Origin of the sequence: Alicyclobacillus fructus (genome assembly GCF_017329605.1) — a bacterium.
GTDB classification, from domain to species: Bacteria; Bacillota; Bacilli; order Alicyclobacillales; family Alicyclobacillaceae; genus Alicyclobacillus; species Alicyclobacillus fructus.
The window spans coordinates 37421-63476 of the sequence record NZ_JAFMTY010000013.1 but is presented as its reverse complement, the minus strand read 5'-3'; the positions used below and the strand labels follow the sequence as shown (position 1 = coordinate 63476).

The 26056-nt window shown below is 66.1% G+C and carries 30 protein-coding genes and 1 other RNA gene; 15 read left to right on the top strand and 16 right to left on the bottom strand.

The window, feature by feature from the left end:
• Positions 1-110: 110 nt before the first annotated feature.
• A complete protein-coding gene (locus J3481_RS08415) occupies positions 111-1346 on the bottom strand; it encodes a WD40 repeat domain-containing protein (protein ID WP_328702075.1) in 1236 nt (411 codons plus the stop codon).
• A gap of 249 nt (positions 1347-1595) precedes the next feature.
• Between J3481_RS08415 and J3481_RS08410 the strand changes: the two genes are divergently transcribed.
• A complete protein-coding gene (locus J3481_RS08410) occupies positions 1596-2591 on the top strand; it encodes a Gfo/Idh/MocA family protein (protein WP_206831542.1) in 996 nt (331 codons plus the stop codon).
• Positions 2592-2650: 59 nt separating this feature from the next.
• Here J3481_RS08410 and J3481_RS08405 read toward each other — a convergent pair whose 3' ends face one another.
• The 5 genes from J3481_RS08405 to J3481_RS08385 form a co-directional block, all read right to left on the bottom strand.
• Complete coding sequence (locus J3481_RS08405; protein ID WP_206831543.1) at positions 2651-3187, bottom strand: acyl-CoA thioesterase; 537 nt, start codon at positions 3185-3187, stop codon at positions 2651-2653.
• 133 nt (positions 3188-3320) lie between these two features.
• Positions 3321-4148: a metal ABC transporter permease gene (locus tag J3481_RS08400; protein WP_206831544.1), complete on the bottom strand. Its 828-nt coding sequence runs from the start codon at positions 4146-4148 to the stop codon at positions 3321-3323.
• Complete coding sequence (locus J3481_RS08395; protein WP_206831545.1) at positions 4145-5020, bottom strand: metal ABC transporter permease; 876 nt, start codon at positions 5018-5020, stop codon at positions 4145-4147. The genes J3481_RS08400 and J3481_RS08395 overlap by 4 nt, the downstream gene beginning before the upstream one ends.
• Positions 5017-5838: a metal ABC transporter ATP-binding protein gene (locus J3481_RS08390; protein ID WP_206831546.1), complete on the bottom strand. Its 822-nt coding sequence runs from the start codon at positions 5836-5838 to the stop codon at positions 5017-5019. The genes J3481_RS08395 and J3481_RS08390 overlap by 4 nt, the downstream gene beginning before the upstream one ends.
• Entirely contained in the window at positions 5835-6773 is a 939-nt protein-coding gene (locus J3481_RS08385) for a metal ABC transporter solute-binding protein, Zn/Mn family (RefSeq protein ID WP_206831547.1), read from the bottom strand. The genes J3481_RS08390 and J3481_RS08385 overlap by 4 nt, the downstream gene beginning before the upstream one ends.
• A gap of 133 nt (positions 6774-6906) precedes the next feature.
• Between J3481_RS08385 and J3481_RS08380 the strand changes: the two genes are divergently transcribed.
• On the top strand, positions 6907-7347 hold the full coding sequence (locus tag J3481_RS08380; protein WP_206831548.1) for a Fur family transcriptional regulator: 441 nt from the start codon (positions 6907-6909) through the stop codon (positions 7345-7347).
• 60 nt (positions 7348-7407) lie between these two features.
• On the opposite strand, the gene ssrS is transcribed toward J3481_RS08380, so the two are convergent.
• The 4 genes from ssrS to J3481_RS08360 form a co-directional block, all read right to left on the bottom strand.
• A non-coding RNA gene (ssrS, locus tag J3481_RS08375) (6S RNA) lies at positions 7408-7585 on the bottom strand.
• A 57-nt stretch (positions 7586-7642) separates the two neighbouring features.
• Positions 7643-8968 carry a glycosyltransferase family 39 protein gene (locus J3481_RS08370; RefSeq protein ID WP_206831549.1) on the bottom strand — a complete coding sequence of 442 codons (1326 nt, stop codon included), beginning with the start codon at positions 8966-8968 and terminating at the stop codon, positions 7643-7645.
• Between the two features lie 13 nt (positions 8969-8981).
• Positions 8982-10205: an MFS transporter gene (locus tag J3481_RS08365; RefSeq protein ID WP_206831550.1), complete on the bottom strand. Its 1224-nt coding sequence runs from the start codon at positions 10203-10205 to the stop codon at positions 8982-8984.
• Between the two features lie 14 nt (positions 10206-10219).
• Positions 10220-10633 carry a hypothetical protein gene (locus J3481_RS08360; protein WP_206831551.1) on the bottom strand — a complete coding sequence of 138 codons (414 nt, stop codon included), beginning with the start codon at positions 10631-10633 and terminating at the stop codon, positions 10220-10222.
• A gap of 130 nt (positions 10634-10763) precedes the next feature.
• Here J3481_RS08360 and J3481_RS08355 point away from each other — a divergent pair, with 130 nt between their 5' ends.
• The 7 genes from J3481_RS08355 (at position 10764) to J3481_RS08325 (ending at position 16446) form a co-directional block, all read left to right on the top strand.
• Positions 10764-11663, top strand: a complete 900-nt coding sequence (locus J3481_RS08355; protein ID WP_206831552.1) for a Rossmann-like and DUF2520 domain-containing protein — start codon at positions 10764-10766, stop codon at positions 11661-11663.
• On the top strand, positions 11664-12533 hold the full coding sequence (panB, locus tag J3481_RS08350) for a 3-methyl-2-oxobutanoate hydroxymethyltransferase (RefSeq protein ID WP_206831553.1): 870 nt from the start codon (positions 11664-11666) through the stop codon (positions 12531-12533).
• A gap of 7 nt (positions 12534-12540) precedes the next feature.
• Positions 12541-13392, top strand: a complete 852-nt coding sequence (gene panC / locus J3481_RS08345; protein ID WP_206831609.1) for a pantoate--beta-alanine ligase — start codon at positions 12541-12543, stop codon at positions 13390-13392.
• A gap of 90 nt (positions 13393-13482) precedes the next feature.
• Positions 13483-15003 carry an MDR family MFS transporter gene (locus tag J3481_RS08340; RefSeq protein ID WP_206831554.1) on the top strand — a complete coding sequence of 507 codons (1521 nt, stop codon included), beginning with the start codon at positions 13483-13485 and terminating at the stop codon, positions 15001-15003.
• 57 nt (positions 15004-15060) lie between these two features.
• Positions 15061-15255 (top strand): hypothetical protein, encoded by a 195-nt coding sequence (locus J3481_RS08335; RefSeq protein ID WP_206831555.1) that lies wholly within the window; start codon positions 15061-15063, stop codon positions 15253-15255.
• Positions 15256-15454: 199 nt separating this feature from the next.
• Positions 15455-15667, top strand: a complete 213-nt coding sequence (locus tag J3481_RS08330) for a hypothetical protein (RefSeq protein ID WP_206831556.1) — start codon at positions 15455-15457, stop codon at positions 15665-15667.
• Positions 15668-15804: 137 nt separating this feature from the next.
• Complete coding sequence (locus J3481_RS08325; RefSeq protein ID WP_328702076.1) at positions 15805-16446, top strand: SGNH/GDSL hydrolase family protein; 642 nt, start codon at positions 15805-15807, stop codon at positions 16444-16446.
• Positions 16447-16517: 71 nt separating this feature from the next.
• Here J3481_RS08325 and J3481_RS08320 read toward each other — a convergent pair whose 3' ends face one another.
• Positions 16518-17495, bottom strand: a complete 978-nt coding sequence (locus J3481_RS08320; RefSeq protein WP_206831557.1) for an aldo/keto reductase — start codon at positions 17493-17495, stop codon at positions 16518-16520.
• 287 nt (positions 17496-17782) lie between these two features.
• On the opposite strand from J3481_RS08320, the gene J3481_RS08315 reads away from it, so the two are divergent.
• Complete coding sequence (locus tag J3481_RS08315; RefSeq protein ID WP_206831558.1) at positions 17783-18802, top strand: LacI family DNA-binding transcriptional regulator; 1020 nt, start codon at positions 17783-17785, stop codon at positions 18800-18802.
• 3 nt (positions 18803-18805) lie between these two features.
• On the opposite strand, the gene J3481_RS08310 is transcribed toward J3481_RS08315, so the two are convergent.
• Genes J3481_RS08310 through J3481_RS08300 form a run of 3 tightly spaced genes read right to left on the bottom strand, consistent with a single transcriptional unit; the run spans position 18806 to position 21058 of the window.
• Positions 18806-19474, bottom strand: coding sequence for a ferric reductase-like transmembrane domain-containing protein (locus tag J3481_RS08310; protein ID WP_206831559.1), 669 nt, complete (start codon positions 19472-19474; stop codon positions 18806-18808).
• Positions 19465-20373 carry an FAD:protein FMN transferase gene (locus J3481_RS08305; protein WP_206831560.1) on the bottom strand — a complete coding sequence of 303 codons (909 nt, stop codon included), beginning with the start codon at positions 20371-20373 and terminating at the stop codon, positions 19465-19467. Before J3481_RS08305 ends, J3481_RS08310 begins: the two co-directional genes overlap by 10 nt.
• A gap of 10 nt (positions 20374-20383) precedes the next feature.
• Complete coding sequence (locus J3481_RS08300; protein WP_206831561.1) at positions 20384-21058, bottom strand: peptidoglycan-binding domain-containing protein; 675 nt, start codon at positions 21056-21058, stop codon at positions 20384-20386.
• Positions 21059-21224: 166 nt separating this feature from the next.
• Here J3481_RS08300 and J3481_RS08295 point away from each other — a divergent pair, with 166 nt between their 5' ends.
• Positions 21225-21497 (top strand): DUF1450 domain-containing protein, encoded by a 273-nt coding sequence (locus J3481_RS08295; RefSeq protein WP_206831562.1) that lies wholly within the window; start codon positions 21225-21227, stop codon positions 21495-21497.
• A 21-nt stretch (positions 21498-21518) separates the two neighbouring features.
• Here J3481_RS08295 and J3481_RS08290 read toward each other — a convergent pair whose 3' ends face one another.
• A complete protein-coding gene (locus J3481_RS08290; protein ID WP_206831563.1) occupies positions 21519-21728 on the bottom strand; it encodes a hypothetical protein in 210 nt (69 codons plus the stop codon).
• A 109-nt stretch (positions 21729-21837) separates the two neighbouring features.
• Here J3481_RS08290 and J3481_RS08285 point away from each other — a divergent pair, with 109 nt between their 5' ends.
• The 4 genes from J3481_RS08285 to J3481_RS08270 all read left to right on the top strand — a co-directional run bounded on the left by J3481_RS08285 (position 21838) and on the right by J3481_RS08270 (position 25632).
• The gene (locus J3481_RS08285) at positions 21838-22566 is read left to right on the top strand and encodes a pseudouridine synthase (RefSeq protein ID WP_206831564.1); all 729 of its coding nucleotides are present in this window, start codon (positions 21838-21840) and stop codon (positions 22564-22566) included.
• 87 nt (positions 22567-22653) lie between these two features.
• On the top strand, positions 22654-23010 hold the full coding sequence (locus tag J3481_RS08280; protein WP_236011418.1) for a phasin family protein: 357 nt from the start codon (positions 22654-22656) through the stop codon (positions 23008-23010).
• Between the two features lie 47 nt (positions 23011-23057).
• The gene (locus tag J3481_RS08275) at positions 23058-24746 is read left to right on the top strand and encodes an ABC1 kinase family protein (RefSeq protein WP_206831566.1); all 1689 of its coding nucleotides are present in this window, start codon (positions 23058-23060) and stop codon (positions 24744-24746) included.
• 10 nt (positions 24747-24756) lie between these two features.
• Positions 24757-25632 carry a PhzF family phenazine biosynthesis protein gene (locus J3481_RS08270; RefSeq protein WP_236011417.1) on the top strand — a complete coding sequence of 292 codons (876 nt, stop codon included), beginning with the start codon at positions 24757-24759 and terminating at the stop codon, positions 25630-25632.
• Positions 25633-25666: 34 nt separating this feature from the next.
• On the opposite strand, the gene J3481_RS08265 is transcribed toward J3481_RS08270, so the two are convergent.
• The gene (locus J3481_RS08265; protein WP_206831568.1) at positions 25667-26014 is read right to left on the bottom strand and encodes a hypothetical protein; all 348 of its coding nucleotides are present in this window, start codon (positions 26012-26014) and stop codon (positions 25667-25669) included.
• Positions 26015-26056 lie beyond the last annotated feature (42 nt).

Below are 26056 nucleotides of genomic sequence, written 5' to 3'. Positions count from 1 at the left end.
GGGCGTGAAATCCTGCGGGGTCGAGCGGTCAGACGACATTTTGGCGCGTCGGCGGCTGACACGCAGGGGTGCGGGGGAGTGCGGGGAGGCCCGCCGGCAGGGCGGGCCCGTCACGGAGCGTGCACGAGCGACTTCGGCGCGAAGGTAAAACTCACGCCGACTTCGCCGGCAAACGGCGATGACGCGCCGCCGATTTGCACCCAGTCGCCCTTCGGGCTGAGTTCCCACAGCCCGCCGAGATCGCCGCCGTTCGTCACAAGGGCGCCGGTGGGAGACCACGCGAACTTGGGCGGCACCGCGTTTTGATCGGTGGCGTGCGTCTTCGTCCACACGGGCGTCCACCGTCCGCCGACGAGTTCGAAGATCTGGCACCTGGTGGCGTCACTCACCGTCAGCACGCCGGTGGGCGACCAGCCGAACTCGTAAATCTTGTCCGCGCCAATGTCGGGGCCAAGGCCCTGGACCTGATGCCAGCTGCCGCCGGAAAACTGCCATAGGCCGTCGCGCGATTCGGCCTTGCCGCTCACCGTCAGCACGCCGGAAGGCGACCAGCCGAACTGGCCGACGTCCGTCACGGGGCACGCGACACCGCCCGGCTGGATCCAACGGCCGCCCTCGTCGATCCACACCCCGTGCGCGCTCGTGCCGACGGCGAGATGGCCGTTCGGTGCGAAGCCGACCGTCACGGAGTCCGCGGCGAACGGGACGCGATCGCTCGTCATGGGGACAAAGCGGCCATGTTCAAATTGCCACACGGTGGTGGCCCCGTTCTGGGGCACCGACACGACCGTGAGCACCCCTTGGGGCGACCAAGCGAGCGAGGCGATGTAGCCCAGCGCCGCGCTGCCGGGAAGCTGCTTCCAGCCGCTTTGCGTCCGCTTCCAAATGCCTGGGAGCGTGCCGTCGTCCGGAACGACGTAGAGCGTGCCGTCCGGGCCGAAGCTGTGGAGTTGGACGTCCGTGTCGTTGCGGATGGAGACCAGGTGCCAGCCTTTGCGATACGTCCAGAGCATGTTGGCGGAGGACATGCCGGGTGTCGACGCGTCGGGCGATCCGCTCGTCACTGCGGCGACTTCTCCTGTCGAGGACACGTCAACCGTCTCAAACACGGTCGAAGGAGCGCTCAAGATGGACGACGCAGGGAAGTACGTCCACTTGCCGCCCGCGTATTCGGCCACTTCTGTCGATCCGCATGCGACGAGCGCGCCCGGCGACGCGCCTGCGGGAAGATGGTCGTCCTGCGATGTCGAATGCGCGGGCGCGCTCGTGGAGGGCGCTTGCCCGCAGCCCGCGAGAAGCGACGTGAGGACCAACGCTGTGAGGGCCGTTCGAAGGCCACGATGCACGGAGATCACCTCGTCCCCATTATGGCCGTGCGCCCCGGAGCACCGCAAACGGCCGCGCGCCCTCGGCGCGGCTTTGCGCGCGAAGTTCGGAAAAGATCCGATCTCGGCGCCGCCGTTCGACACAGGAGATCGGATCTCGCGGCCGCCGTTCGACAAAAGCGCCCATGAAGAGATCGGATCTCGCCGACATCCATCGCAGCGTGTGGCATCATGGAGTGAGGACCAGATGCTCAGCAAAGGGGTGTTGGCATGGACAAGAAAGTGCGATGGGGCATTCTCGGATGTGCGGACATTGCCGTCCGCAAGCTGATCCCTGGCATTTTGGCGTCGGAGACGGGGGAGCTTTACGCCGTGGCCAGCCGCACGAGCGCCAAGGCTGAGGACGTGGCGCGGCGATTCGGGGCGCAGCGGGCCTACGGGAGCTACGAGGAACTGCTTCAGGATCCCGATGTCGACGCGGTCTACATTCCGCTGCCGAACCACCTGCACAAGCCGTGGACGCTGCGCGCGGCGGAACAGGGCAAGCACGTGCTGTGCGAAAAGCCGCTCGCGCTCGACGCCCGCGAAGCGCAGGAGATGGTCGACGCCTGCAACGCGCGCGGCGTCGTCCTGGCCGAGGCGTTCATGTACCGCCACCACCCGCGTTACCGGCGCGCGCTCGAACTCGTGCAGTCCGGCGCCATCGGGCCCGTGCGGGGCATTCGCGGTTCGTTCACTTTCAACAACGCCGCCGATCGCGGCAATATCCGCTACCGCCGCGACTGGGGCGGCGGCTCGCTCTACGATGTCGGCTGCTACCCCATCTCCGCCGCCAGGCTCCTCCTGGGTCAAGAGCCCGTCGCGGCCACGGCGCACGCGCTCTTCTCGCCCGATCACGACGGCGTCGACATGTACCTGGCCGGCCTTGTGGAGTTCGCGGGCGGCATCTCGCTCCTGTTTGACTGCGGCATGTGGGCGGCGGATCGAAACGAACTCGAGGTCATCGGTGCGGACGGGCGCCTGGTGTTGGAGCGGGCCTTCCTGGGCGAGCCCGTGACGCTGCGCCTCATCGCGGGCGAGGCGGATCGCGTGGAGACGTTCGACCCGCTGGATCCCTACGCCCTTGAGGTCGACGATCTCGGCCGCGCCATTCTCGAAGGCCGCCCGCTCCGGTTCCCGCCCGAGGATGCGGTGGCCAACATGCGCGTCATCGACGCGTGCCTCGAGTCGGCTCGCACGGGCCGGCGCGTCCCCGTGGCGAGGTGAACCCAAAGCCTCAAGCCCTGTGTCCCGCAGCAAAAAGCCGCCCTTGTCGGGCGGCTCGTCTACACCATTTCCCACAGCCGATCCGGCTTGAGGTGCTCCGCCAGCATCCGGCTCTGTTCGCGGTGCTTGCGGCGCGCCTCGGCGCGGGCGGGCGCACTTTCGTGCAACGCCTTCTCCTCTTGGGTCTCCGGGATGACGGGCGGCACCGGGATGGGTTTGCCATCCGGCCCCAGCGCGACGAACGTCAAAAACGCCGTCGCCGCGATCTTTCGCTCGCCCGTCCGCAGGTGTTCAATGACGACCTTGACGAACACCTCCATCGACGTGCGGCCCGTCGACGTCACGTACGACGTCAGACATACGGAGTGCCCTTCGGTGATGGGCAACAGGAAGTCGACGCTGTCGGTAGAAGCTGTGACCGTCTGCGCGCGGGCGTGGCGTTCTGCGGAGATGGACGCCACGTCGTCGATGTACGCCATCAGCTTGCCGCCGAACATGGTGTGGTGATCATTCAGGTCGCCGGGGAAGACGCGCAGGATCTTCGTGGCGCGAGACTCCTTGCACGTCTTCGGCCGAAGCCGCTCTTGTTCGTCCATCCGCTTCACCCCTCGTCAAGAACGAACCATGATGACGAGTCGATCCTAGCAGACGGATCGACGGGGTGGCAAATGGTGTAAGCGCTCTCGGACCAAGGGGCTCCGCGGCTGTCGCAAAACGGTCATGAGCGACTCAGGCCATGCCCTCCAGCGGGCGCCTGTCGAAGATCCGCGATGCGGCTCGGGCGATGGCGTAGGCGAGCGCCGACAGGCAAGCGACGAAGAATCCGACGGGCCAGCCGAGGGCGAACGAGAGGAACAGCGAGAGCCAGGTGACGGCGAGCGAGAGGGTGACGCTTGTGAGAATGGCCTGCCAGGGTCGGCGGACGAGATGCCGCGCGGCGAGCGCGGGGCCGACGAGCAGGCTGAACGAGAGCAGCGCCCCGACCACAGGCATCATGGCGCTCGTCGCAAGGCCCAGACCCACGAGCAGCGCCCAGTCGGCGATCCGGTTGGATGCGCCGCGGACAGCGGCGGCCTCGCGCGCGACGGACGTGAACAGGAGAACGCGGTGAAACGCCGCCACGACGAGAACGGCAGCGGCCGACACGCACGCCGTCTCCATCACGCCCAAGGCGCTCACGCCCACCACCTGGCCGAACAAGAGGGACATCGCGTCTTCGGCGTACAGGTTGCCGAGGCTGAGAAACAGCGCGCCCGTGCCGAGCCCGAGGGCGAGCACCAGGGCCGTTGCCACATCGCGCCTGTCCCGCTCAGCCAGCGCGCCGATGCCGAGCGCGGCGACGGCCGAATAGAGGCTCACGCCAAAAAGCGAGTTCACGCCGAGAAGCAGAGCGCCGCTCGCGCCGGCGAACCCGATTTTCGGGAGCGCGTGCGCGGCGAACGCCGTGCCCCGGAGCACCACGTAGAAGCCGATCCACCCCGCTGCCGCGGCGACGAAGCTCGCCGCCAAAAACGCATGTTGAGCAAACGGAAAGGCCAACATCACCCACGGGTTCATGCCTCTGTCACCTCCGCCATGCGCCGCACTCCGAAGCGGCGGGCGGCCGCCGGGACGACGTACGCCAAGAACGCGAGCGCGGCCACGAAGAAGCTCACCGGCCAGCTGGTGTGTTGCGGCAGCCAATTGTAGCTGTCGTAGGAAAGCAACACGCTTGCCACCACGATGGCCGCGCCTAACACGCCCGCCGCCACACCCGCACGAAGCGGATTCGAGACGAACCGAGCCGCCGCCGCGGCCGGTCCAACGATGAGCGCGGTGGCGAGGAGCGATCCGGCCACCAGCGCGTCCGTCTCGACAGCCACCGCAAGCACCACCATAAACGCGATGGACATCGCCCGCACGGGCACGCCGCGCACGCGCGCGAGCTCGGGGTTGACGGAGGCGAGCGCGAGCGGCCGCCAGATGAGGAGCATCGCCGCGGCGCACACGGCCGCCAACGACGAGATCCAGGGCACGAGGGCGGGATCGAGCGTGAAGAGGGACCCGAACAGCACGGCCATCGATGCGTTGGCGTGCGCGAGCTGGGCGTCGAGGTACAGGAACAGGGCGCCGAAGCCGAGCGCGAGGGACAAGACCACGCCTGTGGCGAGATCGCGTTCCCCGCGCGTGCGGCCGCCGGCGAGTTCCATGCCCACGGACGCGATCACGCCGAACGACAGAAAGCCGAACCACCCGTTCAAGCCGACGAGGTATGCGCCCGCGCCGCCGGTGGTGCCGACGTCGGTCAGCACATGGCCCGCGAACGACTGGCCGCGCAAGATCACGAACGCGCCGACGAGGCCCGAAAGAAACGCAATTTCGCTCCCTGCGACAAGCGCGTGCTGCACAGGCGCGCTCGCGAGCGCCTCTTGTATCCATCCGAGCGTCACGGCAGCATCACGCTCGCCTCCGGGCTCGCGGCGGATACAGCGTGCGCGTGTCCGTCCATCGCGCCCGCCGCGACGATGATCCGGCCCGCCGCGCGCAACACCTCCACCGGATAGCCGTACAAATCTGACAGCACCTCGGAACGGAGCACCTCGTCGATGGGCCCCATCGCCATGCGCCCGTTGGCCAGGTAGAGGATCTCGTCGGCGCGCCCGATGAGCGGATTCACGTCGTGCGCCACGAGCAGGACGGCCATCTCACCTTCGTGCGCGAGCCGCTTCACGAGTTCCACCACCTGCTGGGTCGAGGCGAGATCCAGGTTGTTGAGCGGTTCGTCGAGCAGCAGGACGCGCGGCCTCGAGACGATGGCCTGCGCGATGAGCAGCCGCTGGCGCTCGCCGCCGGACAACCGGCCGATGCGCCGATCCGCCAGGTGGAGCGCGTTCACCTCGGCGAGCGCCGCCTCGATGGCTTCGCGCCGCCGCCTGGTGGGCAGCGGGAAGCCGAGGCGATGGCCGTCCAGCCCCAGCCCGACGAGATCGCGCCCCGTGAGCGGCACGTCTTCGTCCATCTGCACCGCCTGCGGCACGTAGCCGATGGACTCCGCGCGCCGCTTGACGGGCCTTCCGTCGATCTCGACCGAGCCGGCGGCGGGGCGGATGAGACCGGCCAGCACCTTCAGCAACGTGGACTTGCCTGCGCCGTTCGGCCCCAGCACGCCGACGAACGATCCGGCCTGAATCTGGCCGGTCAAGTTCGCAAAGACCGGCCGGTGGCCGTAGGATACGGTGAGATCGCGAAACACGATGGCGGGATTCACGAGATCGCCTCCAATGAGGTGCCGTGCGCGAGGGCGTTGTAAATGGCGTTGGTCTCATCGAGCATCCATTGCTGGTATGTGAGTCCAGCAGGTTCCGTCTCGTAGACGGCCACCGTCGGAATGTGCTCGCGCGCGGCTAGGCTCAGAAACATCCGGGTGACGTTCGTCACGACCTGCTTGTTGTAACAGAACACGCCGACCTCGTGGTGCGTAAAGAGCGAGGTCTGAAGCGCGACGTCCTGCGGCGACGGATCCGTCCCGTTCATGATGGCGGCCTGGAACGCCCACGGCGTCTTCACGTCGAGTCCGGCCTCCTGCAACAGATAGTCCGACACGGGTTCGGTGACGGCCGCGCCGCGGCCGCGAAAGGTGGATTTCAAGCGCGCCACCGCCTCATCCCACGGCTTGAGCGACTGGACGAACGCATTCGCCCGCGCTCGGAAGTAAGCCGCATGGCTGGGATCCAGTTTTGCCAAATCGCCTGCGACGATCTTCGCCAGGCGCGGCATGGTGTTCATCTGATACCAGATGTGCGGGTTGGCGGTGTTCGCCTGATAGCCGAGCGCCTGCCCTGCGTCAACCACGAAGCGCTTGGGGTTGGGCGAGGCCTGCTCGAGTTTGTTCATGAAGCCGTCGTAGCCCAGGCCGTTCTGGACAATCAGGTTGGCCTCGGCCACGGCGACGGCGTCTTTCGGGTTGGCTTCGTATTCATGCGGATCCACCGCGGGGTTGGACATGATGGCCGTCACCGATACATACGGGCCGCCGATCTGCCGGATGAGATCCGCGTACTCGCTCTCGGCGCCGACCGCCCGGATCTTTGCACCGGCCGCAGCGCCCGACGCAATCTGGCCCTGATGCGCGATTCCGCAGCCCGTCACGGCGGCTGCGGCCGCGATGGCGGCGAAGACCGCTTTGCGCTTGGGGCGTTTCATTCGTTCTCTCCACCCTCTCAAATCAGAATCATTCCGATTTGGGTTGCCGAGAGGAGTATAACAGGTCGGGCGCGGTTTGTAAATCGGATTGATTTCGATTTATGATAGGGGCGAAAGAAGGGAGTTGCATCCGGTGCACGAAACCACGGCCTCGATTCTTCAAGCGCTGAAAGAGGCAGGCTACAAGTTCACGGGCAAGCGCCGAGCGGTGGTGGATCTCTTCGTGGAAAACCGGGACCGGTACTTTTCCGCGAAAGAGGTGTACGATCACGTCAGCCAGATCTACCCTTCGGTGAGCTTCGACACCATCTACCGGACGCTGGGGATTCTCGTGGAGCAGAACGTCATCGAGCCGATGGAGTTTGCGGACGATCGGGCCCGCTACCGCCTGCAGTGCGCGCGGGGACATCACCACCATCTCGTGTGCCTGCGCTGCGGCGCCTCGATCCCCATCGAGGAGTGCCCCATCGACCGCATTCGGCAACAGGTTCCCCATTTTCACATTCAGGATCATCGGCTCGAGATCTACGGATACTGTGATCGGTGCGCGGATGCGGGCGGCGGGCATTCATGAGGGCGTCGGCATGAAAAAGCCGCCCGCCGAGCGATGTTCGCGTCGACAAGCGGCTTGGTATGTAACCCCGTTCTGCCGTGGGACAATCGGTTTTGCATCCCCATCTCCAAGGTGGGTATCCTACCGCCGGTTTCAACCGTCCACAACGCCGAGGCATGGCATCCGCAGACGGACACGGATTCCCGTAGGTACTGCGTGGATGAAAACCAAAACTGCCCCACGAACATCACAGGAGCTTGTTGCTGTAGTATAGCACGCTCTGCGACGAATGCCAAGCGGTTTGGTGCAACCAAGTTCACCCTGTCCACGTGTTCCTCGCCAAACGCGCCGTTTTCCCTTTGCCGCGCAACGCTTCGACCATCCGAACGGCCCCATAGCCCGCGAAGAGCGCCAACACCGGCTCGATGGGCGCGCGCATGCGGTCCCATGCCGGGAAGATGAAAAAGAGCGCCACATAGTAAGCCAGCATGAAGAGCGGCCACAGGGGTCGCGCGTCGCGCGTCCGCCGAAGGGTCCGCACCGCGCTGGCGATCCCGCCCGCGGCGCAGGCGAGCATGCCCGTATACGTGCCGAGATCGACAGCGCGCGCGGCGCGAGCGAACCAGGCGGGAACGGGCGGGGAACTCTGGCCGATGGACCAATGCAGGGCGTTCGACACCCCATCAAACAGGTTCCACCACTTGACAAAGCCCATCTCGAAGGTGCGCAAAGGGTGTGTGACGATGTACGCTCGCGCCGCCTGCGCGGCCGCGCGATCCTCTGTCACCTCATGGGAAATGTACGATAAAAACGGGTTTTCGCGAGGATTGAGCGGCCAGAAGTAGGCGCCGTTCGCGTGCGGATTGTTGCCCTGCCACAGATTGACCCCGCCGTTGGTTGAGACGAGCACGAACGCGTGCAGATCGATGGCGTTGCGGACCGTGACGGGGGCGACGGCGAGCGCGATGCCCGACAGCGCCGCCGCCGCTAGCGCCATCGCGCGGCGCCAGCCGACGCGCGCCACCACCAAGTATAAAAGCCACGGGGCCGGCGCGAGCAAGAGGACAGGACGCACGGTGCACGCGAGCCCCATGACGCATCCGAGCGCGAAGGCGCGTCCTGGCCGGATCTCACGACCTGGCCGCGCAGCGCCCATCATCACCGCGAGCGTGAGCAGAAACGTGAACAGCATTTCGCTGCAGAGCACGCTGGACCAGGCGATCTGCGACAGATAGCCCGCGAACAGCAGTCCTGCGACGAGGCCCGACATTCTGCCCCAGAGCGACGCGCCCAGGCTGGTCACGAGTCCCGCTGTCAGGCTGTTCAGCACGGCGTTGGCGATGGTGCCGCTCCAGAAACCGCTGCCGAAGAGGTGGTAGATGCCTGCGAGAAAGAGCGGATAGCCGATGGGGAAATAGGCCGTCGGCTTGCCGTCGTAGGTGTAGCCCTGTCCGGCGGCGAGGGCGAGAGCGTGATCGCGATACCAGGAGAAGTCGGACGACGGCATGGGGTGCACCACGGTGAGCCACAGGAGGCGAAGCAAAAACGCGACGGCCGAGACCGAGGCGGCGTCCAGGGCCATCAGGATGGCCGAGGGCGAGCTTACGGCCGCGGCGCGCGCATGGGAATGTTCCAACGTCATCAGCCGGCTCCTTTCACGAAGGCCGCTCTTGGGGCCTTGTCCATCCTTCCCGATTGTACACCCGCGCGCTTCTCCTGAGGAGCGCCGCGGAGCACGCGGACGCGGCGAGGGCGAAGGCCGCCAGGGCCACATAGGGCGCCCGCGGCCCGAATCCGAGGAGCCAAGAGGCCAGCGGCGGCCCGAGCGTGGGCCCAAGGAAGCGGGCGCTGGTGTACAGGGACGACAGGCTCCCGCGCACTTCGTGAGAGAATCGGGTGGCGAGGCACGCGTCGATGGCCGTGATCGCCGTGCCGATGCCGTACGCGCCGAGGCTGACGGCCGCAATGCGCCACGCCATGTTCCCGCCGGCACCCGCGGCTCCGAAGAAGGCGGCGGTCCAGGCGAGGCCGAGCGCGATGGCAGCGGGCGATCTCGCCCTCCACCGGTCCGCCCAAAGGCCCATGACGAGGCTCGCCAAACAGAGCATGGCTTGCGGGATGGAAAGAAGAAGGCCGTTTTGCCACTCGGGCACGTGGGCTTCGTCCGCGAGCGCCTCGGACAGGCTGACGAGGCCGCCGAACAGGCAGAGCATGCTGACGGCGCCGCTGAGGTAGGCCGCGCCGAGCAGGTGCGCGTGCGCGAGAAACGCTCGGCGCAGGGCGTGCTTGTGGGAAGCTTTGGCGTCTGGCGCGTGCGAGCGCGGGATCATCCACGCGATGGCCGCACAGAGCGCCGCGCAGAGCGCGAACACGGCCCAAAAGGGCGCGAAAAACGCCCAGGTGGCGAGCAGCGCGCCGAGCAATGGGCTCAGGAGTTTGCCCGCGGTGTTGCCGACCTCCGTGAATCCCGCCGCGCGGCCCCTGCCTTGGTCATCGGCGAGATCGCCAGCGAGCGGAAGGGCAAGGGGCATGGCGAAGGCGGCCCCGACGCCCTGCACGACGCGTCCGGCGAGGACGCACGCGTAGCTGTGGGCCGCTGCGGCGCCGAGGGCTGAGACGGCTCCTCCCAGGGCCGCCATGGCCAGCGCGCCCATGGCGAGGCGCTTGCGGCTCACGCGATCCGACAGGAACCCCGCCACCGGCATCAGGGCGGCGGCAATCACGGAGTACGCGGTGATGAGCAGGCTGGCTTGGGTCGGCGAGACGCCAAAGGCCGCTTGCATCACGGGCACCACAGGCACCATCATCGAGTTGCCGAGGGTCAGCACAAACGGGATCAAACTGGCCGCCAGAATTCCGAGCCACGCGGGGCGCCTCATCCGCCCGCCTCCCTTCAGGTGGGGTCGGCGTCCGAAGGTGTCTCCGGCTCCGCCCGCTCCATGGCCCGGCGCACCAGAGCCTGCCGCACGAGCGCCACCGACATCGCGATCACGCCGACGAGATCGAAATAGGCGCCCGCGCTGTCGGCGAGCGAGCCCGGCTTGGCCAAGTGGGTGAGGCCGCTCCAGAACGCGGGGCTTAGGATGAGGTCCATGGCGAGGAGCACAAACACCCCGTAGCCGAGCGCGGACCATCCGGCCCACAGGCAGAGGGTGCCGCAGATGACCGCGATGGGCTCCAGTCGCAACACGCCGGTTTTCGGCATGACGGCGCACGCCAGGCCGAGCGCGAAGGCCGCGACACCGAGCCACTTGGCGTGCCGCGGAAGGTCGCCTTCGCGCTGTATCCACTGCCAGAACGCCTGCACAGATATGCACCTCCCTGCTCCAGATGCAGGAGTCTCTCTCCACAAGGTTGGCTCAATTCCACATTTTCATGCCGGACTGGTACAATCACTTCGAAACACGCATGTTGAGGCACGAAGGGAAGGCGGTGCGATGTCCAGCGCCGAACACGAGGCTCGTTCGGTTCGAATGGCGTTTGTCGGGCCTGGCCGGACGGCGGTCGCGCTTGCCCTCGGCTCGATGCGCGCGGGCTTTCTTGTCGCGGGGGCCGTGGCGCGTCGCCCGGACAGCGATCGGGCGCGCACCTTTGCGCGCGCGACGCGAGCTCCGCTGTACGGGATGGAGCGAGCGCGCGAGGTCGTGGCGCAGGCGGAGGTCGTGTGGATCACGGTGCCGGACGGTGCCATTTCGCACGTGTGCCGCGCGCTCGCGGACGCGGGGGCGTGGCGGCGCGGGCAGGTGGTGTTTCACACCTCCGGCGCGCTCGCGAGCGACGCCCTCGAACCGGCCGCCCTCCGCGGCGCCCGAACGGCGAGCGTCCATCCGCTGCAGACGTTTGCCGGAGATGAAAACGACGCCGATCGGTTGAAAGGTGTGGCGGTGGCCGTGGAGGGGCATCCCGAGGCCGTGCGCCTCGCCTTTTCGCTCGCGGAGGCATGGGGCGCCCGCCCCTTCGCCATTGCGGCGGCGGACAAGCCGGCCTATCACGCCGCGGCCGTGCTGGCGTCGAACGCGCTCGTTGCGCTCATCGCCACCGCCGCCCGGCTCGCGCCGCTGCCGGACGGTGCCAAGAGCCTCCTGCCTTTGGCGCGCCGGACGCTGGAAAATCTCGAGGCTCTCGGAATTCCGGCCGCGCTCACGGGACCGATCGAGCGCGGCGACGTGGAGACCGTGGCTCGCCATCTCAACGCCCTCGAGCGCGATCCGGCCGCGCGCCGCGTGTATCTGGCCCTCGCGGCGGCCACGGTACCCATCGCGGTGGCCAAGGGGACGCTCGAGCCCGAGGCGTTGAACCGCTTGTCACAATGGTTTGCGGATACAGGGGGAATGTAGATGCCACGCACAGTGACCGTGCGCACGCTCGCCAACATGAAGCGGGCGGGCGAGAAAATCGCCATGCTGACGGCGTACGACTATCCGACGGCGAAACTGTTGTCCGAGGCGGGGGTTCACGTGCTCTTGGTGGGCGATTCGCTGGGCATGGTGGTTCAGGGCCAGCCGACCACGGTGCCCGTGACGCTCGATCACATGGTCTATCACGCGAGCCTGGTCTCCCGCGGCGCGGACGGCGCCATGGTCGTCGCCGATCTGCCGTTCCTCACGTACCAGGTGTCTCCCGAGGAGGCCTTGCGATCCGCCGGCCGCCTGATGCAGGAAGGCGGCGTCCACGGCGTGAAGCTCGAAGGCGGACGCGAGGTGGCCAAGACGGTCCGCCGCCTCGTCGACGCTGGCATCCCCGTCATGGGCCACATCGGCCTGACGCCCCAGTCCGTGCACGCGTTCGGCGGTTTCACGGTCCAGGGCAAGACGGCCGATCGCGCCCTCGAGATGATGGAAGACGCCCTGGCGCTCGAGGAAGCCGGCGCCTTCAGCATCGTGCTCGAGGCGGTGCCCGCCGAGGTGGCGGCCGAGATCACGCGCCGGCTCTCCGTTCCCACCATCGGCATCGGCGCTGGCCCGCACTGCGATGGCCAGGTCCTCGTCTTTCACGATTTCATCGGCTACACGTCGGGCTACATCCCGAAACACAACAAGCGCTACGCGGATCTCGCGTCCGTCATCCGCGAGGCCGCGCGTCAGTACATGGAAGAGGTCGCGCAGGGCCGTTTCCCCGGCGAGGAGCAGACCGTTCATCTCCAGGACGCCGAGTTGCGCCTGTTTCAGTCCATGATCGCGCGGCACGGAGGTGGCGCGCGTGACTGAGCGTCCCATGCTCGTGCGCACCATCGCCGAGGTGCGTCAGTTGGTCCGAGAGGCGCGCCGGGAGGGTCAGGCGGTGGCGCTCGTCCCCACCATGGGTTATCTGCACGAGGGCCATCTCGCGCTCGTGGAGCGTGCCAAACAGGAAGCGGACTTCGTCGTCGTCAGCATCTTCGTGAACCCGCTCCAGTTTGGTCCTCGCGAAGACTTTTCCAGTTATCCGCGCGATCTCGACCGCGATCTCGGCCTGCTCCGGCGACAGGGCTTGGCGGACGCGGTCTTTGCGCCGAGCGTGGAGGAGATGTATCCGCAGCCCATTCGCACCGAGGTTTCCCTCCCCGCGCTGTCGGATCGCCTGTGCGGTCGATCTCGCCCGGGCCATTTCACGGGCGTGGCCACGGTCGTCTCGAAGCTGTTTCACATCGTGCAGCCCGACGTCGCCTGCTTCGGACAGAAGGATGGGCAGCAACTCGCCATCATTCAGCGCATGGTCGCAGATCTCAACTTCCCCGTCCGCATCGTCGGCGTGCCGACGGTGCGCGAGCCGGACGGCCTCGCCAAGAGCTCTCGAAACGTGTACCTGACGCCCGAGGAGCGAGAACACGCCGTCGTGCTCTACCGCACGTTGAGCTGGGCGAAGGACGCCATTCTCGCTGGCGAGCGGCGCGCGGACATCATTCGCCAGGGCATGCGCGAGCGGATTGAGGCGGATCCCGTCGCCCGGCTCGACTACGCCGATCTCGTCTCTATGCCGGATCTCGAGCCCATCGAGCGCATCGAGGGCGACATCATGCTCGCCGTCGCCGCGTACTTCGGCAAGGCGCGGCTCATCGACAACTTCCAGTTTCGCGTGGATCCGTAGTTCTTCCGCGCGCCTTGTCCTCCCTTGTCCGGCGGATCCTCTTCGACTACAATGGGCGGCGTCTTTGATCGATTTGGGGGAGGGCGTGAGATGCATCATACCAACAGGCGCATGGTTTCTCTGGCGATGATGCTCGCGGTGTTTTTGGTCGCCATCGACGTCACCGTCGTGAGCACGGCGATGCCGCACATCGTCCGCCAGTTGCACGGTTTGAACTTATACAGTTGGGTCTTCGCCATCTACACGCTGACCACGTGCGTGACGACGCCCATCTACGGCAAACTGGCCGATCTCTTCGGCCGCAAGACCATCTTCTGCATCGGCGTCGTGCTGTTCGTCGTCGGATCCGCGCTGTCCGGCCTGTCGCAGAACATGGCGGAGCTCGTCTGGTTCCGGGCCTTTCAGGGGCTCGGGGCCGGCGCGGTCATGCCCGTGACGTTCACCATCATCGGCGACATCTTTCAGGGCGAGGAGCGCGCCCGCATGCAGGGCTTGTTCAGCTCCGTCTGGGGCGTCGCGGGACTTCTCGGCCCCTTGGTGGGTGGCCTTTTCGTCGATCACGTCAGCTGGCGCTGGATCTTCTACATCAACGTGCCCGTCGGCGCCCTCTCGCTCGTCCTCGTGCTTCTCTTCCTGCACGAGCGGTTTGAGCGCCGCCAGCACCGCGTGGACGTGTGGGGCGCTTTGGTCTTCACCGTCGGCGTGTCCTCGCTGCTCTACGCGCTCCTGAACGGCGGCAGCAAGTACGCGTGGACGAGCGCGGTCATCCTCGGGCTGTTTGCCGCGAGCGCCGTCTTCCTCGCAGCGTTCGTGTGGATCGAGGCCAAGGTCGCCGAGCCCATGCTGCCGCTCAAGTTGCTGTCAAATCCCGTGATCGCCGTCTCGGACGTGCTCGCGTTTTTGGCCGCGTTCGTGCTCATCGGCGGTAACGTGTACCTGCCCATGTGGATCCAGACCATCCTCGGCCACAGCGCGACGAACTCGGGCCTCACGCTCATGCCCATGTCGCTCGCGTGGCCGCTCGCGTCCACCCTGTCCGGGCGATACATGTACCGCATCGGCGCCAAGCGGACCACGGTCATCGGGACCCTGCTTGTGGCTGTGGCTGCCGCGTGGCTCCTTGCCATCAAGCTCGGCACGCCGTACTGGTTCTTTGTCGGCGTCATGATCGTCATGGGACTCGGCATGGGATACCTGAACACGCCCACCACGGTCATGATTCAGTCCGTGGTGAGCTGGCAGATGCGCGGCGCCGCGACGGGATCGAACCAGTTCGCGCGAGCGCTCGGGCAGACCATTGGCGTGACAGTGTTCGGCAGCCTGTTCAACAGCATCACGGCGAGCTACGTGCGCACGAACGCGCCGGCGGGCGTGAATCGCGGCGATCTCACGCAGATCCTCAACAACCTGTCCGGCGGAGGACAGGCGGCCGGCATCCCGGCCGCGGTGAAGCGATTCGTGGACGGCATGCTCGCGCACACGCTGCACGAGATCTTCCTCGCCATGTTCTGCGTGAGCCTTGCCATCGTCGTGATCGCCTGGTTCTTGCCTCCGCACGCCAAGCTCATGGAGCAGCAGGCGAAGGTTCAGGCGAATCGCGCGCATGCCTGATGCCAATCGAGGCACACTACACGTGGCGATCACGTTCGATGGACGGGGGGATGGCGGATGGCAGAGCGCCATGAACGACGCGCGCTAGAAAGCGAGGCCCCGTGGCTCGAGGAAGCGAGCGACGGACTCAGCCTCACGAAAGCGCAGGTGCGGGACGCATACCAGGCCGGAACGGCCGATGCCATCCTGTACACGCCGGATGGCCACCTGCGGGATTTGCGAGCGACCATCGTCCCGGATGAGATCGAGTGAATCGCTGAAGAGGGCCGATCGCGACCACGCGCATCGGCCCTTCTTCGTGAGCCTTCGAGGGCTCCGGCGCGAATCAGTTTTCGCGGCCGGGGCCCTTTTTTGTGCCTGCGCGACCTTTGTCCATGGCGCGCGAGCGACAAATTGCACACGATACGATGTCCGCGCGGACACACCGCTCTCGGAAAGCGAGGTGAGAGGCATGGAGAACGTCGTGGTTCTCACCATCGACAAGCGCACCAACCGCGTGGTGCATGTGGTGAAGAGCGCGGGTGCGCCGGATGTCCATCGGGGCGATCTCGCCCGCAACGCCGTGTACACGCTCCTGACGCACGGGTATCAGGAGGTGTCCGCGGTGGATGGGCGAACGTACCTGGTGCTGGGCTACGCGCTGAGCGCAGGCGCCGACGAGTGAACAGAGGATGAACGTTGGAGCCAGCCCGGGCTGGCTCCGTTCTGCATGAGCCGTGGAGGTGGCGACTCGCGTATCGTGGCGGCCGATCGCTTGCGCCGGGCTGTGTTACAATCGGCGCGGAGGGAGGAGAGGCCGCCGTGATCGAACCAGGAGCCAAGCTTGTGATGGTGGGAGATTCCATCACCGACTGCGGCAGGGCGCAGCCGGTGGGAGAGGCGCCGAGAGGGGGACTTGGCAACGGCTACGTCGCCCTCGTGGACGCGCATTTGCAAGCGCTTCACCCGGAGTGGCGCATCCGCGTGGTCAACGTGGGAACGAGCGGGAACACCGTGGTCGACGTGGCTCGGCGCTGGGAGGACGAGGTGATGGGCCTTCAGCCGGACTACGTGAGCCTCATGATCGGCGTCAACGACGTCTGGCGGCAGTTTGACATGCCGCTCGTCCCTGAGCGCCATGTCGGGATCGACCGATATCGGGATACGTTGCGCCATCTCGTCACGACGACCAAACCACGCGTGCGAGGCATGTTTCTGCTGAGCCCGTTTTACCTCGAGCCGAATCGCGATGACCCAATGCGCAGGATGGTGGACGCGTACATCGAGGTCATGCGCGGCGTGGCGGCGAGCGAGCAGGTGCCGTTTGTGGACGTTCAGGCGGAGTTCGACCGGTTGCTCGCGCACGTCAACACGTGGGTTTTGGCGCCCGATCGCGTCCATCCCTATTTGAACGGCCATCTCGTCATCGCGCGAGCGTTTCTCGCCGCCGTCGGCGCGCTGTAGCGGGGCGTCCATCGCGCCTGGGCGCGAACAGAAGAGGCAAGGGCGACCTGTGCCGCCCTTGCCCCGGCATCTCACCACGCATACGCCTCTGGCGCCGGACCTCCGGGGCCCGGGAAGATCTCGTCCAGGCGCTTCAGCGCTTCGTCGTCGAGCTTCACTTCGAGCGCGCGCAGGTTGGCCTCAAGCTGATCGAGCGTGCGCGGGCCGATGATGGGCGCCGTGACGGCCGGATTGTGCAAGAGCCATGCGAGCGCCACCACGTCCTGGGGCTCGCCGATCTCGTCGCACAGCTTCTTGAACGCTTCGAGCTTCGGCCGAAGCCGCTCGATCTCTTCCTTGGCGCGCGCCGTGCGCTGTCCAGATCCCGTGAGCGCGTTCCGCCCGAGAAGGCCGCCGGCGAGCGGGCTCCACGGAATGACACCGATGCCGTGGGCCTGTGCGCAGGGCAACACCTCGAGCTCCGGTTCGCGGCAGAGCAGGTGGTACTTGTGCTGCTCGGAAACAAGGCCAAAGAAGTTGCGCGCCTTGGCCGCCGCCTGCGCCACCGCGAGATGCCATCCCGCGAAGTTGGATGCCCCCACGTAGTCGATTTTCCCCTGGTAGCGAGCGACTTCAAAGGCCTCCCAGAGCTCGTCCCAAGACACCGAGAGATCCACGTGGTGCATCTGGTACAGCTCGATGTGGTCCGTCTGGAGGCGCCTGAGCGATCCCTCGAGGTGGCGGCGGATCTTGTACGCGGACAGGCCGCGGCCGTCGTTGGGGCCGTCGAGCGGGTCTTCCATCGGATTGTACACCTTGGTCGCCAGCACCACGCGCTCACGGCGCCCGCCGCCCTGCGCGAACCAGCGGCCGATGATCTCCTCGGTCCAGCCCCGGTGACCAGGTCCACCGTACACGTTGGCCGTGTCAAAGAAATTGATGCCGGCGTCGAGCGCGGCGTCCATGATCCGGAAGGCTTCCTTTTCCTCCGTCTCAGGGCCGAAGTTCATGGTTCCCAGACAGAGCCTGCTGACCTTGAGGCCGGATCGGCCGAGCGTCGTGTACTGCACTTGAGACCACACTCCTTTGCGGATGTCCTCACGCTATGATTCATATCACTTTGCGGTATCGCTTTCAAATCGTTTCGACATTTGCGCTTTCGCGCCGAAACGCGGCCTTCCTGACGTTCGAGCGGACTCCTCCACCTTGCGGCCGAACCGGCGTTCCGCTTACAATGAGGCCAGTAGAACGAAGGATTGCGCAGGCCAAGCCTCTCAGGCCTTGCCTCGAAAGCGTTTTCGTCCTGCGAAATCTGACTATCTTTGCGGCCCATGGCCGCGGAATTCAGGTGTTGGCCATGACCACCATCTACGATATTGCGCGCCGAGCGGGCGTATCGGCCACGACGGTGTCCAAGGTGTTGAACGGCTATCCCGACGTGAGTCAGAAGACGCGCGAGAAGGTGCAGCGCATCACGCGCGAGCTGGGATACCAGCCGAATGCGGCGGCCCGCGGGCTCGTCACGCGCCGCTCGATGTCCATCGGGGTGTTTTTTCAGGACGATGCCCGCATGGGATTCCGTCACCCATTCCTGCACGACGTCGTCGCCGGTTTTCAGGACGTCGTCGGCGAAAGCGGCTACGATCTGCTCTTCTTTTCGCGCACCACGCCTCCCAACGCGCCGCAGGGCTTCGAGGCTCGGGCCCGCCACCGCGGCGTGGACGGACTGTTTCTGCTGGGGATTCCGCGCACGTCGCCTGGCCTTCCATCGCTCGTCCGCAGCCGCATTCCCATCGTGTCGGTCGATCTCGACCTGTTCGGTCCGCGCGCGAGCTGGCTGGCGTCCGACAACGTCGGCGGGGCCAAACTGGCGGTTCAGCACCTCGCCGCGATGGGGCACACGAAGATCGGGTTTGTCGGCGATCGGTTCGGAACCAAGCCTGGCCAGGACCGCGCGCTCGGCTATCACATGGCGATGCAGGAGCTTGGGCTCACGTTCCGCAGCGAATGGGTCGCGGAAGGAGACTTCCTGGAGGAGTCGGGCGAGGAGGCGATGCACCGGATTCTCGAGGCGAGCGAGTGGCCGACCGCGGTGTTTTTCGCATCGGACATGATGGCCATCGGCGCCATGAAGGCGCTGCGCCAACGGGGCCTGGAGCCGGGGCGTGACATCTCGCTCGTCGGTTTCGACGATATCGCCATCGCCCGGCTGGTGACGCCCGCATTGACGACCATCCGGCAGAACACGCGCGCCATGGGCGAGGAGGCGGCGCGCGAACTGCTCGACCTCATGCACAACCCCAACCGGCCTCCTCGCGTCATCACCATTCCGGTCGAACTGGTCAGCCGGGACAGCGTGGCCCGCATCGGCGGATGAAGTTCATGCCGCCGACGGCCGCCGCGCCGTTTTCGATCGCGCCTTTCTCCAGCGCGTGACGGATGCAGCGAAAATCACGGCGCTCGGGACGGCGTAGACGAGCTTCGCCCAGGCGGTGTGGCTGTCGGTGCCTGCGAGCAGGCCGTGCAGGGTCACCGCGGCGAACATCGGGAACGCGAGCATGTGGATCCGGCGCCACGCCGTCGCGTTGAAGCGCTCGCGGAAGTAGGACGTGACGACGAGCAACACCCACGTGTACAGGCTGAGGATGCCGAGCGCGACGGCGGCCGGCCGGTACCTGTCCGCAAACGGAATCAGAAGCGCCGGGATCGAAAAGGGAACGGTCCTGTCTTCATACAGGCCCCACAGGTGAAAGAACACAAACGGCAGCACGAGCAGGGCGGAAAACTGGTGCAGTTGCGTGACCAGCTTTCTCAGCTTCAGCTTGTCCCACGCGCCGCTCGCCGTGGTCACCCCGAGGAATGCCGTGAGCGCGAGCAGAAGGTACGCCGTCATCCCGGCCGATCGCGCCATGTACCAGTGAACCCGATTGGCGCTCGCGGGCGCCGGATTCGTCAGGGCCGTGAGCGCATAGGACGCGAAGACAATCCCGAGGATCACGATCCACGTGTACAAGAACGGCCAACGCTGCGGCCGGGCCATCAGCTGCATGAGATCACGTCTCCTTTCGTGGTCGCGATGAGAAACGAATGGCAAAGGCCTTCATCCCGCGCGGAGGCGAGATAGCGCATGCCCTGGTGCGCTCCGAGCAACAGGGCCACCTTGGCCAGGACTTCGGCCGTGGCGAGATCGTCCGCCGCGACGGACACGGAGACCGCGTCGGTTTCGGCGGGCAACCCGGTGAACGGGTCGATCAGGTGGTGCATCACGCGCCCGGACGGCAGTCGCCAACGGCGCTTGTACGTTCCGCTCGTTGCGACGCCGCCGCGTTGGACCATGAAGGTGCCAATGGGTTCCGCTTCGCCGAACGGATTCGCCACCCGGACGGGCCACGGTTCGCCCTCGCTCACGACCTGGACGTCTCCGCCCGCCGAGACGGCGAAACCCCGAAGTCCGTCGGCGCAAAGCTGCTCTGCGCACCGCGCCACAATCCACCCCTTTGCGATCCCGCCGAGATCGACCTCGTAGCCAGGGAGAAGCCGGACGGCCGGACCGGCGCGAAACTCGATGGGCGGCGCCACGGGCGGGACGCGCGTGGACGCGAGGATGGGCTCGACGGTGACGCTGAGCCGCTCAAAGCTTAGGCCGTAGCCGATCCGGCGCATGTCCTCGCCGACGAACGGGTCAAAATAGCCCCGTGTCTGTTCGAACCAATGCGCCGCGAGTTTCAGCACCTCGTCGAGCTCGGGACAGACCATGAACCACGATCCCGCCTGCTGATTCAGGCGAGACAGCTCGCTTTCCGGATCAAATCGGGAAAAGATGCGCTCGTAGCGGCGGATTGCGGCCTCCAGCCGGCACGCGAGGTTCGACAGCTCGGGGGCCGTGAGCCAGTGTCTGACGAACAGCTCGACGTCGGTGCCCATGGCGTGAAACGCGGTGGATTGCATGGCATTCACCTCAAGATGCGGAGGTCACGGGCCCCGGAAAGCTCGGCATGGCGCTGCCCCCGGATGACGAACCGCTGGATGACGAACCGCTGGATGACGAACCGCCGGATGACGAACCGCCGGATGACGAACCGCCGGATGACGAACCGCCGGATGACGAACCGCCGGATGACGAACCGCCGGATGACGAACCGCCGCTGGTGAGCGCGGTCGTCGCGTGCGCCTTCACGGCGTGTTGCAGGGCCTCGAGGGTGCGCTCGTCCACGATGCCTGTGGGCGTGAGTCCTTCCGCGTCCTGAAAAGCCTCAACCGCCGCGGCCGTGATCGGGCCGTAGGTGCCTGTGACGGCGTCGTTGAAAAAGCCAAGGGCTGAGAGCGCCTGTTGGAGAGCTACCACCTTGTTGCCCTGATCGCCCTGTTGGAGCACAACGGGATCCGTGACCGCCGTCGTCCGGACAGTCGTATGGCCGGTGGCGGACGACGAGTGGGTCGCACTGGTATGGGTCACCGCATGGCTCGGCTGGCTGGTGGCCGTGGAGTACGAGGGACTCTTCGCGACGGCGTGCCATATGGTGAACATGCCTCCGAACGAGAGCGCGGGCACGGACCAGGACAACGTCGTGAGCCATCGGCTCATCTTTCGCTCTCGCGCGAGCCTGGCAAGCTTCTTGTCGTCTGGCGACATGATCTCTCCTCCTGCGAATCTCATCTTGCTCCGCAGTATTCCATGGCGACCTTGAATTTTCATTGGAGTGGCGTGCGCGGGGCGATGCGGGAGGCGCGTGGCGTGCGCGCGGCGGGCGGCGAGGTTGTACAATGATTGAGGGTTGCTGATTTCGGGAGGGACCGCCGTGGAGGGGCTCGTGGTCATTGAGGTGTGCGCGAATAACCGAATTGCGGGAGCGCGGCTTGACGAGATTGAGCGGCGCGTTCCGGGGACCACGGTGTTGGAGACGGACTGCACGAACACCTGCGGCCTCTGCCAGGTGCGCGCCTTCGCGTATGTGAACGGCAAGCTCGTGCACGATTCGGATCCGGCGCGGTGCGTGCAAAAAGTGGAGGAGGAGGCGCGGGCTGTTCTCAGGTGGCTGACCTCGGGCGAGGATGAAAAAAGCGCGCCGTGAGGCGCGCCGGGCGTTCATCGGTTATTCGTGATGCCAAGAACCGCGGTAGACCTGCCTGCGCTTGCGGCGGTACAGGAAACGGCCGAGATCGAGCGCGAGTGCAATTTTGCCGAGCGCGTCGAGGATGGGCTTGAACGTCCACCAAATCGTGAGCGCGACAAACGCGATCACGCCGAGCAGCACAGCCACGACGGCCAACAGCACGATGAGAAGGATGGTCGCCACGTGCATGGCCAACACCTCGCTTTCCGTTCGCGCAAAGCGAACGAGCTATCCCTATTGTACCGCGCCGGGCGCAGGACTCAACCCACACGCAGGCGCGAGAGATGGAGGCAGACCTGTGGCAACGATTCGAGTGGACAAATGGCTGACCACCGCGGGGTACGGTACGCGCAGCGAAGCGAAGAAGCTGTGCCGCGCGGGCCGCGTGCGCTTGAACGGCGAAACCGTGAAAGACGCCGCGAAACACGCCGATCCGGCCGCGGACGTGCTCGAGGTGGACGGTGAGCCGGTGCCGTACGAGCCGCTCGTCTATTTCATGATGTACAAGCCGCCCGGCTACGTGTCCAGCACGGACGACCCGCGCGATCCGGTCGTGATCGAGCTGTTGGACCCCGACGACATCTGGCGCGACGTGTTTCCCGTGGGGCGCCTCGACAAGGACGCCGAGGGTCTGTTGCTCCTCACCAACGACGGCCCGTTGGCCCATCGCCTCCTCGCGCCGCGGCGGCACGTGCCGAAGCGGTATCTCGTCCGCGTGCGCGGCGCGCTGGGAGAGGACGATGTGCGCGCCCTGGCCGCAGGCGTGGTGCTGGACGACGGCTACAAGGCGATGCCCGCGGAACTCGAGGTGTTGCGATCCGGCGCCGAGTCGGAGGCCATCATCCAGGTGTACGAAGGCAAGTATCACCAGGTGAAGCGCATGTTCGCCGCGCTCGGCAAGCGGGTGACGTTCCTGAAGCGCATCAGCATGGGGCCGCTTTCGCTCGATCCGTCCTTGAAGCCCGGTGAATACAGGCGGCTGACCGAAGGCGAGATCGAGGCGCTGCGGACGTATGACGGAAGATAGGCAGATTTTCGAAGCGAACGTCAGGCGCGCGTGGTACACTTAAGAGAAACCCTGGTGAGGAAAAGCATGTCTGTGGAGGTGCAGAAGATGGACATGGAAGATCAGTTGCGCAGAATGGTGGACTTGGGGATTGGACTCATCACCTACAGCAGTGAGAAGCTCGCCGAGGCCGCCAGGCAGTGGGCCGAGGAGAAGCGCATGACGCCTCAGCAGACGAAGGAATTCGTTCAAGAGTTGGTCGAGCGCGGGGAGAAGGAGCGCGCGGAGTTCCAGAGCTCCATCCAGGAGAATGTTCAGCGCGCGCTGACGCGGCTCGGCATTCGGGAGGATCAGGAGACGTTGCGCGCGGAAATCCGCCAGCTTCGCGCGATGATCGAGCGCCTGGATGCTCGCGTGGCGGAACTCGAGTCCAAGCTCGGCGGCTCCGGCGAAGCCCAGGCGTGAACGCGAGGGTCGGCGCAACGTCGCTTTTTGCCGCAAAGGAGTAAACCATGGTCGGAGGACACATGCTCGGCAGACGGGTGCGCCATCTGTCCCGGTACAAGGACATCGCGCAAATCCTGGTCGCGAACGGCTTCGGCTGGTTCATCGATGAAATAGGGCTCCTGGATTTGCTCTCGCTTCCTCGCAGGCTGTTGTCGGGACGCGAAGATCGCGAGTCGATGTCGACGTACGAGCGGGTTCGGGTGGTGCTCGAAAAACTGGGCCCCACCTTTGTCAAGCTCGGTCAAATCGCGAGCCTGCGGGCGGACGTGTTTCCGCCCGAGCTCATCGAGCAACTCGCCAAGCTCCAGGACGACGTGCCTCCCGTGGCGTTTTCTGAAGTGAAGAAGATCGTCGAAGATGAGCTTGGCCAGCCGCTTTACGAGATTTTCAGGGCGTTCGACGAGGAGCCCGTCGGCTCGGCGTCCATCGGCCAGGTGCATCGCGCGGAACTCCAGAATGGAGACGAGGTGGCCGTCAAGGTCCAGCGCCCGGACATCCGGCGGAAGATCGAGGTCGATCTCGACATTCTGATGGACCTCGCCCGGCTGGCCGAGCGCCACTTCGAATGGGCGGCGTACTACGAGCTGACGGGCGTGGTGGAGGAATTTCGCCACACGCTCTTGAACGAGCTGAACTACACCGTGGAGGCGCACAACGCGGATCGGCTGCGGCGCGTCCACGAAGGCGATCCCGGCGTCCGCATCCCGGAGATTTACTGGGAGTACACGACCCCGCGCGTGCTCACGATGGAGTACGTGCGGGGCATCAAGTTGCAGAACCGGGACGAGCTCCTCGCCGAAGGATACCGCACGGACGAGATCGCCCGCCGCGTGACGCACGCCGTGCTCACCCAGATGCTCGTGCACGGGGTGTTCCACGCAGATCCCCACCCGGGCAACCTCGCGGTCCTGCCGGATCACAGCATCCTGTTCATGGATTTCGGCATGGTGGGCAGGCTGTCGGCCGACATGAAGCAACACCTGGCCGCGCTCGTCATCGCGCTGATGCGCCGGGACACGCGGGCCATCCTCCGCGTCCTGAACCGCATGGGCGTCGTTCCGCCCGACATCGACGAACATCGGCTGTACCGCGACGTGGATCACCTGCGCGAAAAGTATTACGAGCTTCCGCTGACGCAGATCAGCCTCGGCGAGGCGGTGAGCGAACTGTTTGCCGTCGCCTATCGCCATCGCGTTCGCATTCCGTCCGATCTCGCCCTGGTGGGCAAAACCCTGGTGACGGTCGAGGGCGTCGTGGAGGGGCTGGATCCGTCGTTTCGCATCCTTCACATCGCCGAGCCGTTCGGACGGGCCCTGCTCAAGGAGCGGGCGCGACCTCGTCAGTTCGCCTCGTACCTCGCCCGCGGCGCCGTCGAAGGGCTGGAGTTCCTGAGCGACGTGCCGCGCCACGTGATCGACATTCTTCGCCACTGGCGACAAGGGAAAATTCGCATCGAGCTCGAAATGGCTGAATTGGACGCGCTCACCCGGCAGTTGGTTCGGATTGGGAATCGGCTTTCGTTCAGCATCACGCTGCTCGCCTTCAGCATCTTCATGACGGGCCTGCTCATCGCCACGGTGCTGAAGAAATCCCCGGCGGGCCTTTGGTCGTTTCCCACCACCGAGGTCGGCGTGGCGGTCGGCTTGTTTCTGCTCTTTCTGCTGATCCTTTCGATCTGGCGTTCAAACAAGTGACCGAGGGGCGATGGTCGTGCGAGAGATCGAAGTGTTTCAGGTGGATGCGTTCACCGAAGAGCCATTTTCGGGCAATCCGGCGGGTGTCGTGATCGACGGGGGAGACTTGCCGCGCGATCTGCGGCAGCGCGTCGCGCGCGAGATGAACTGCTCGGAGACGGCGTTTGTGGTGCAGTACGAGCGGGATCGGTTCCGGTTCCAGTACCACACGCCGGAGGCGGAGGTGGACCTCTGCGGGCACGCGACCATCGCCGCGCTGCATCTTTTGCGCGAGCGGCAGGACATTGTCGGCGACATCGTGGCGGAGACGCGGGCTGGGCTTTTGCCCATGCGCATCGAGGAGGAGGGGCCCGTTTGGATGCGCCAGGCGGAGCCGAAGTTCCGCGAGGTCCCCGATGATGCCCGCGCGGCCTTGCGCGAGGCGCTCGGGCTTCGCGAGGACGACATCCCCGGTGAACTGCCGTTCGCGCTGGCGTCCACCGGCATATGGCAGGTGATGCTTCCGGTGGTCTCCCGCACTCGCCTGTTCGAGTTGGTGCCGGATCTGCCGCGCCTGCGGGACGTGTCGCGGCGGCTTGGCGCCATCTGCGTGCACGTGTATGCGCTTGATCCGGAGGATCGAACGGCGCTCGCCGTGGCGCGCGACTTCGCGCCCGCGGTCGGCGTCGCGGAAGATCCGCACACCGGCACGGCTGCGGGCGCGTTGGCGTGCCTCCTGGTCGATCGCGCCGTCGCCCCGGCGGGCGAGATGGCGTTTGAGCAAGGCGCCAACCTGGGGCGGCCCGGGCGGATCCTGGCGCGCGTCGAAGCCGGTCCTCCGATGCGCGCCTGGGTCGGCGGCCATGCGGTGACCATGCTGCGCGGAGAGATGCGCATCGCGAAATGAGGCCCCCGCAGACGCCATCTTCTTTCAGTCGCGATCAGCGCGAGGCGAGGCGGTTGATCTCGTCGCGGTACCAGCGCGCGATGGCCTGCATCGCCGCGTTCATCGCGGGCGCAGGCTTTGCCGGGCCCTCGTAGACGAGCGCCTCATCGGGTTCGCCTGCGTCCATGTGCCGCAGGGTGATGCGGACGTGCGCTTCGCTCCCGTCCACGGCGACGGAAGCCGTTCGGCTGGGCCGTCCAGGGTGGGAGAAGGTGAGCTTGACTCCGCCTGTCACGGGCTCGTAGGTCATGCGCCCGTCGAACGTCGACGCGATGTCGGCCGCTTCGCGCACCGCGGCGAGACAACGCTCGAAGCCGTTCGCGGGTTCCTTCGTTTCGCTCATCGCTTCGCCTCCTTCCACATGAGGCGTGATGGAACGGGAATA

Bases quoted from the DNA above. Each gene is read 5' to 3' on its own strand.
- J3481_RS08410 (WP_206831542.1), top strand. From the start codon at position 1,596: ATGGACAAGAAAGTGCGATGGGGCATTCTCGGATGTGCGGACATTGCC.
- J3481_RS08405 (WP_206831543.1), bottom strand. From the start codon at position 3,187: ATGGACGAACAAGAGCGGCTTCGGCCGAAGACGTGCAAGGAGTCTCGC.
- J3481_RS08400 (WP_206831544.1), bottom strand. From the start codon at position 4,148: ATGAACCCGTGGGTGATGTTGGCCTTTCCGTTTGCTCAACATGCGTTT.
- J3481_RS08385 (WP_206831547.1), bottom strand. From the start codon at position 6,773: ATGAAACGCCCCAAGCGCAAAGCGGTCTTCGCCGCCATCGCGGCCGCA.
- J3481_RS08370 (WP_206831549.1), bottom strand. From the start codon at position 8,968: ATGACGTTGGAACATTCCCATGCGCGCGCCGCGGCCGTAAGCTCGCCC.
- J3481_RS08365 (WP_206831550.1), bottom strand. From the start codon at position 10,205: ATGAGGCGCCCCGCGTGGCTCGGAATTCTGGCGGCCAGTTTGATCCCG.
- J3481_RS08355 (WP_206831552.1), top strand. From the start codon at position 10,764: ATGTCCAGCGCCGAACACGAGGCTCGTTCGGTTCGAATGGCGTTTGTC.
- panB (WP_206831553.1), top strand. From the start codon at position 11,664: ATGCCACGCACAGTGACCGTGCGCACGCTCGCCAACATGAAGCGGGCG.
- panC (WP_206831609.1), top strand. From the start codon at position 12,541: ATGCTCGTGCGCACCATCGCCGAGGTGCGTCAGTTGGTCCGAGAGGCG.
- J3481_RS08340 (WP_206831554.1), top strand. From the start codon at position 13,483: ATGCATCATACCAACAGGCGCATGGTTTCTCTGGCGATGATGCTCGCG.
- J3481_RS08335 (WP_206831555.1), top strand. From the start codon at position 15,061: ATGGCAGAGCGCCATGAACGACGCGCGCTAGAAAGCGAGGCCCCGTGG.
- J3481_RS08330 (WP_206831556.1), top strand. From the start codon at position 15,455: ATGGAGAACGTCGTGGTTCTCACCATCGACAAGCGCACCAACCGCGTG.
- J3481_RS08315 (WP_206831558.1), top strand. From the start codon at position 17,783: ATGACCACCATCTACGATATTGCGCGCCGAGCGGGCGTATCGGCCACG.
- J3481_RS08310 (WP_206831559.1), bottom strand. From the start codon at position 19,474: ATGCAGCTGATGGCCCGGCCGCAGCGTTGGCCGTTCTTGTACACGTGG.
- J3481_RS08305 (WP_206831560.1), bottom strand. From the start codon at position 20,373: ATGCAATCCACCGCGTTTCACGCCATGGGCACCGACGTCGAGCTGTTC.
- J3481_RS08300 (WP_206831561.1), bottom strand. From the start codon at position 21,058: ATGTCGCCAGACGACAAGAAGCTTGCCAGGCTCGCGCGAGAGCGAAAG.
- J3481_RS08290 (WP_206831563.1), bottom strand. From the start codon at position 21,728: ATGCACGTGGCGACCATCCTTCTCATCGTGCTGTTGGCCGTCGTGGCT.
- J3481_RS08280 (WP_236011418.1), top strand. From the start codon at position 22,654: ATGGACATGGAAGATCAGTTGCGCAGAATGGTGGACTTGGGGATTGGA.
- J3481_RS08275 (WP_206831566.1), top strand. From the start codon at position 23,058: ATGGTCGGAGGACACATGCTCGGCAGACGGGTGCGCCATCTGTCCCGG.
- J3481_RS08270 (WP_236011417.1), top strand. From the start codon at position 24,757: ATGGTCGTGCGAGAGATCGAAGTGTTTCAGGTGGATGCGTTCACCGAA.
- J3481_RS08265 (WP_206831568.1), bottom strand. From the start codon at position 26,014: ATGAGCGAAACGAAGGAACCCGCGAACGGCTTCGAGCGTTGTCTCGCC.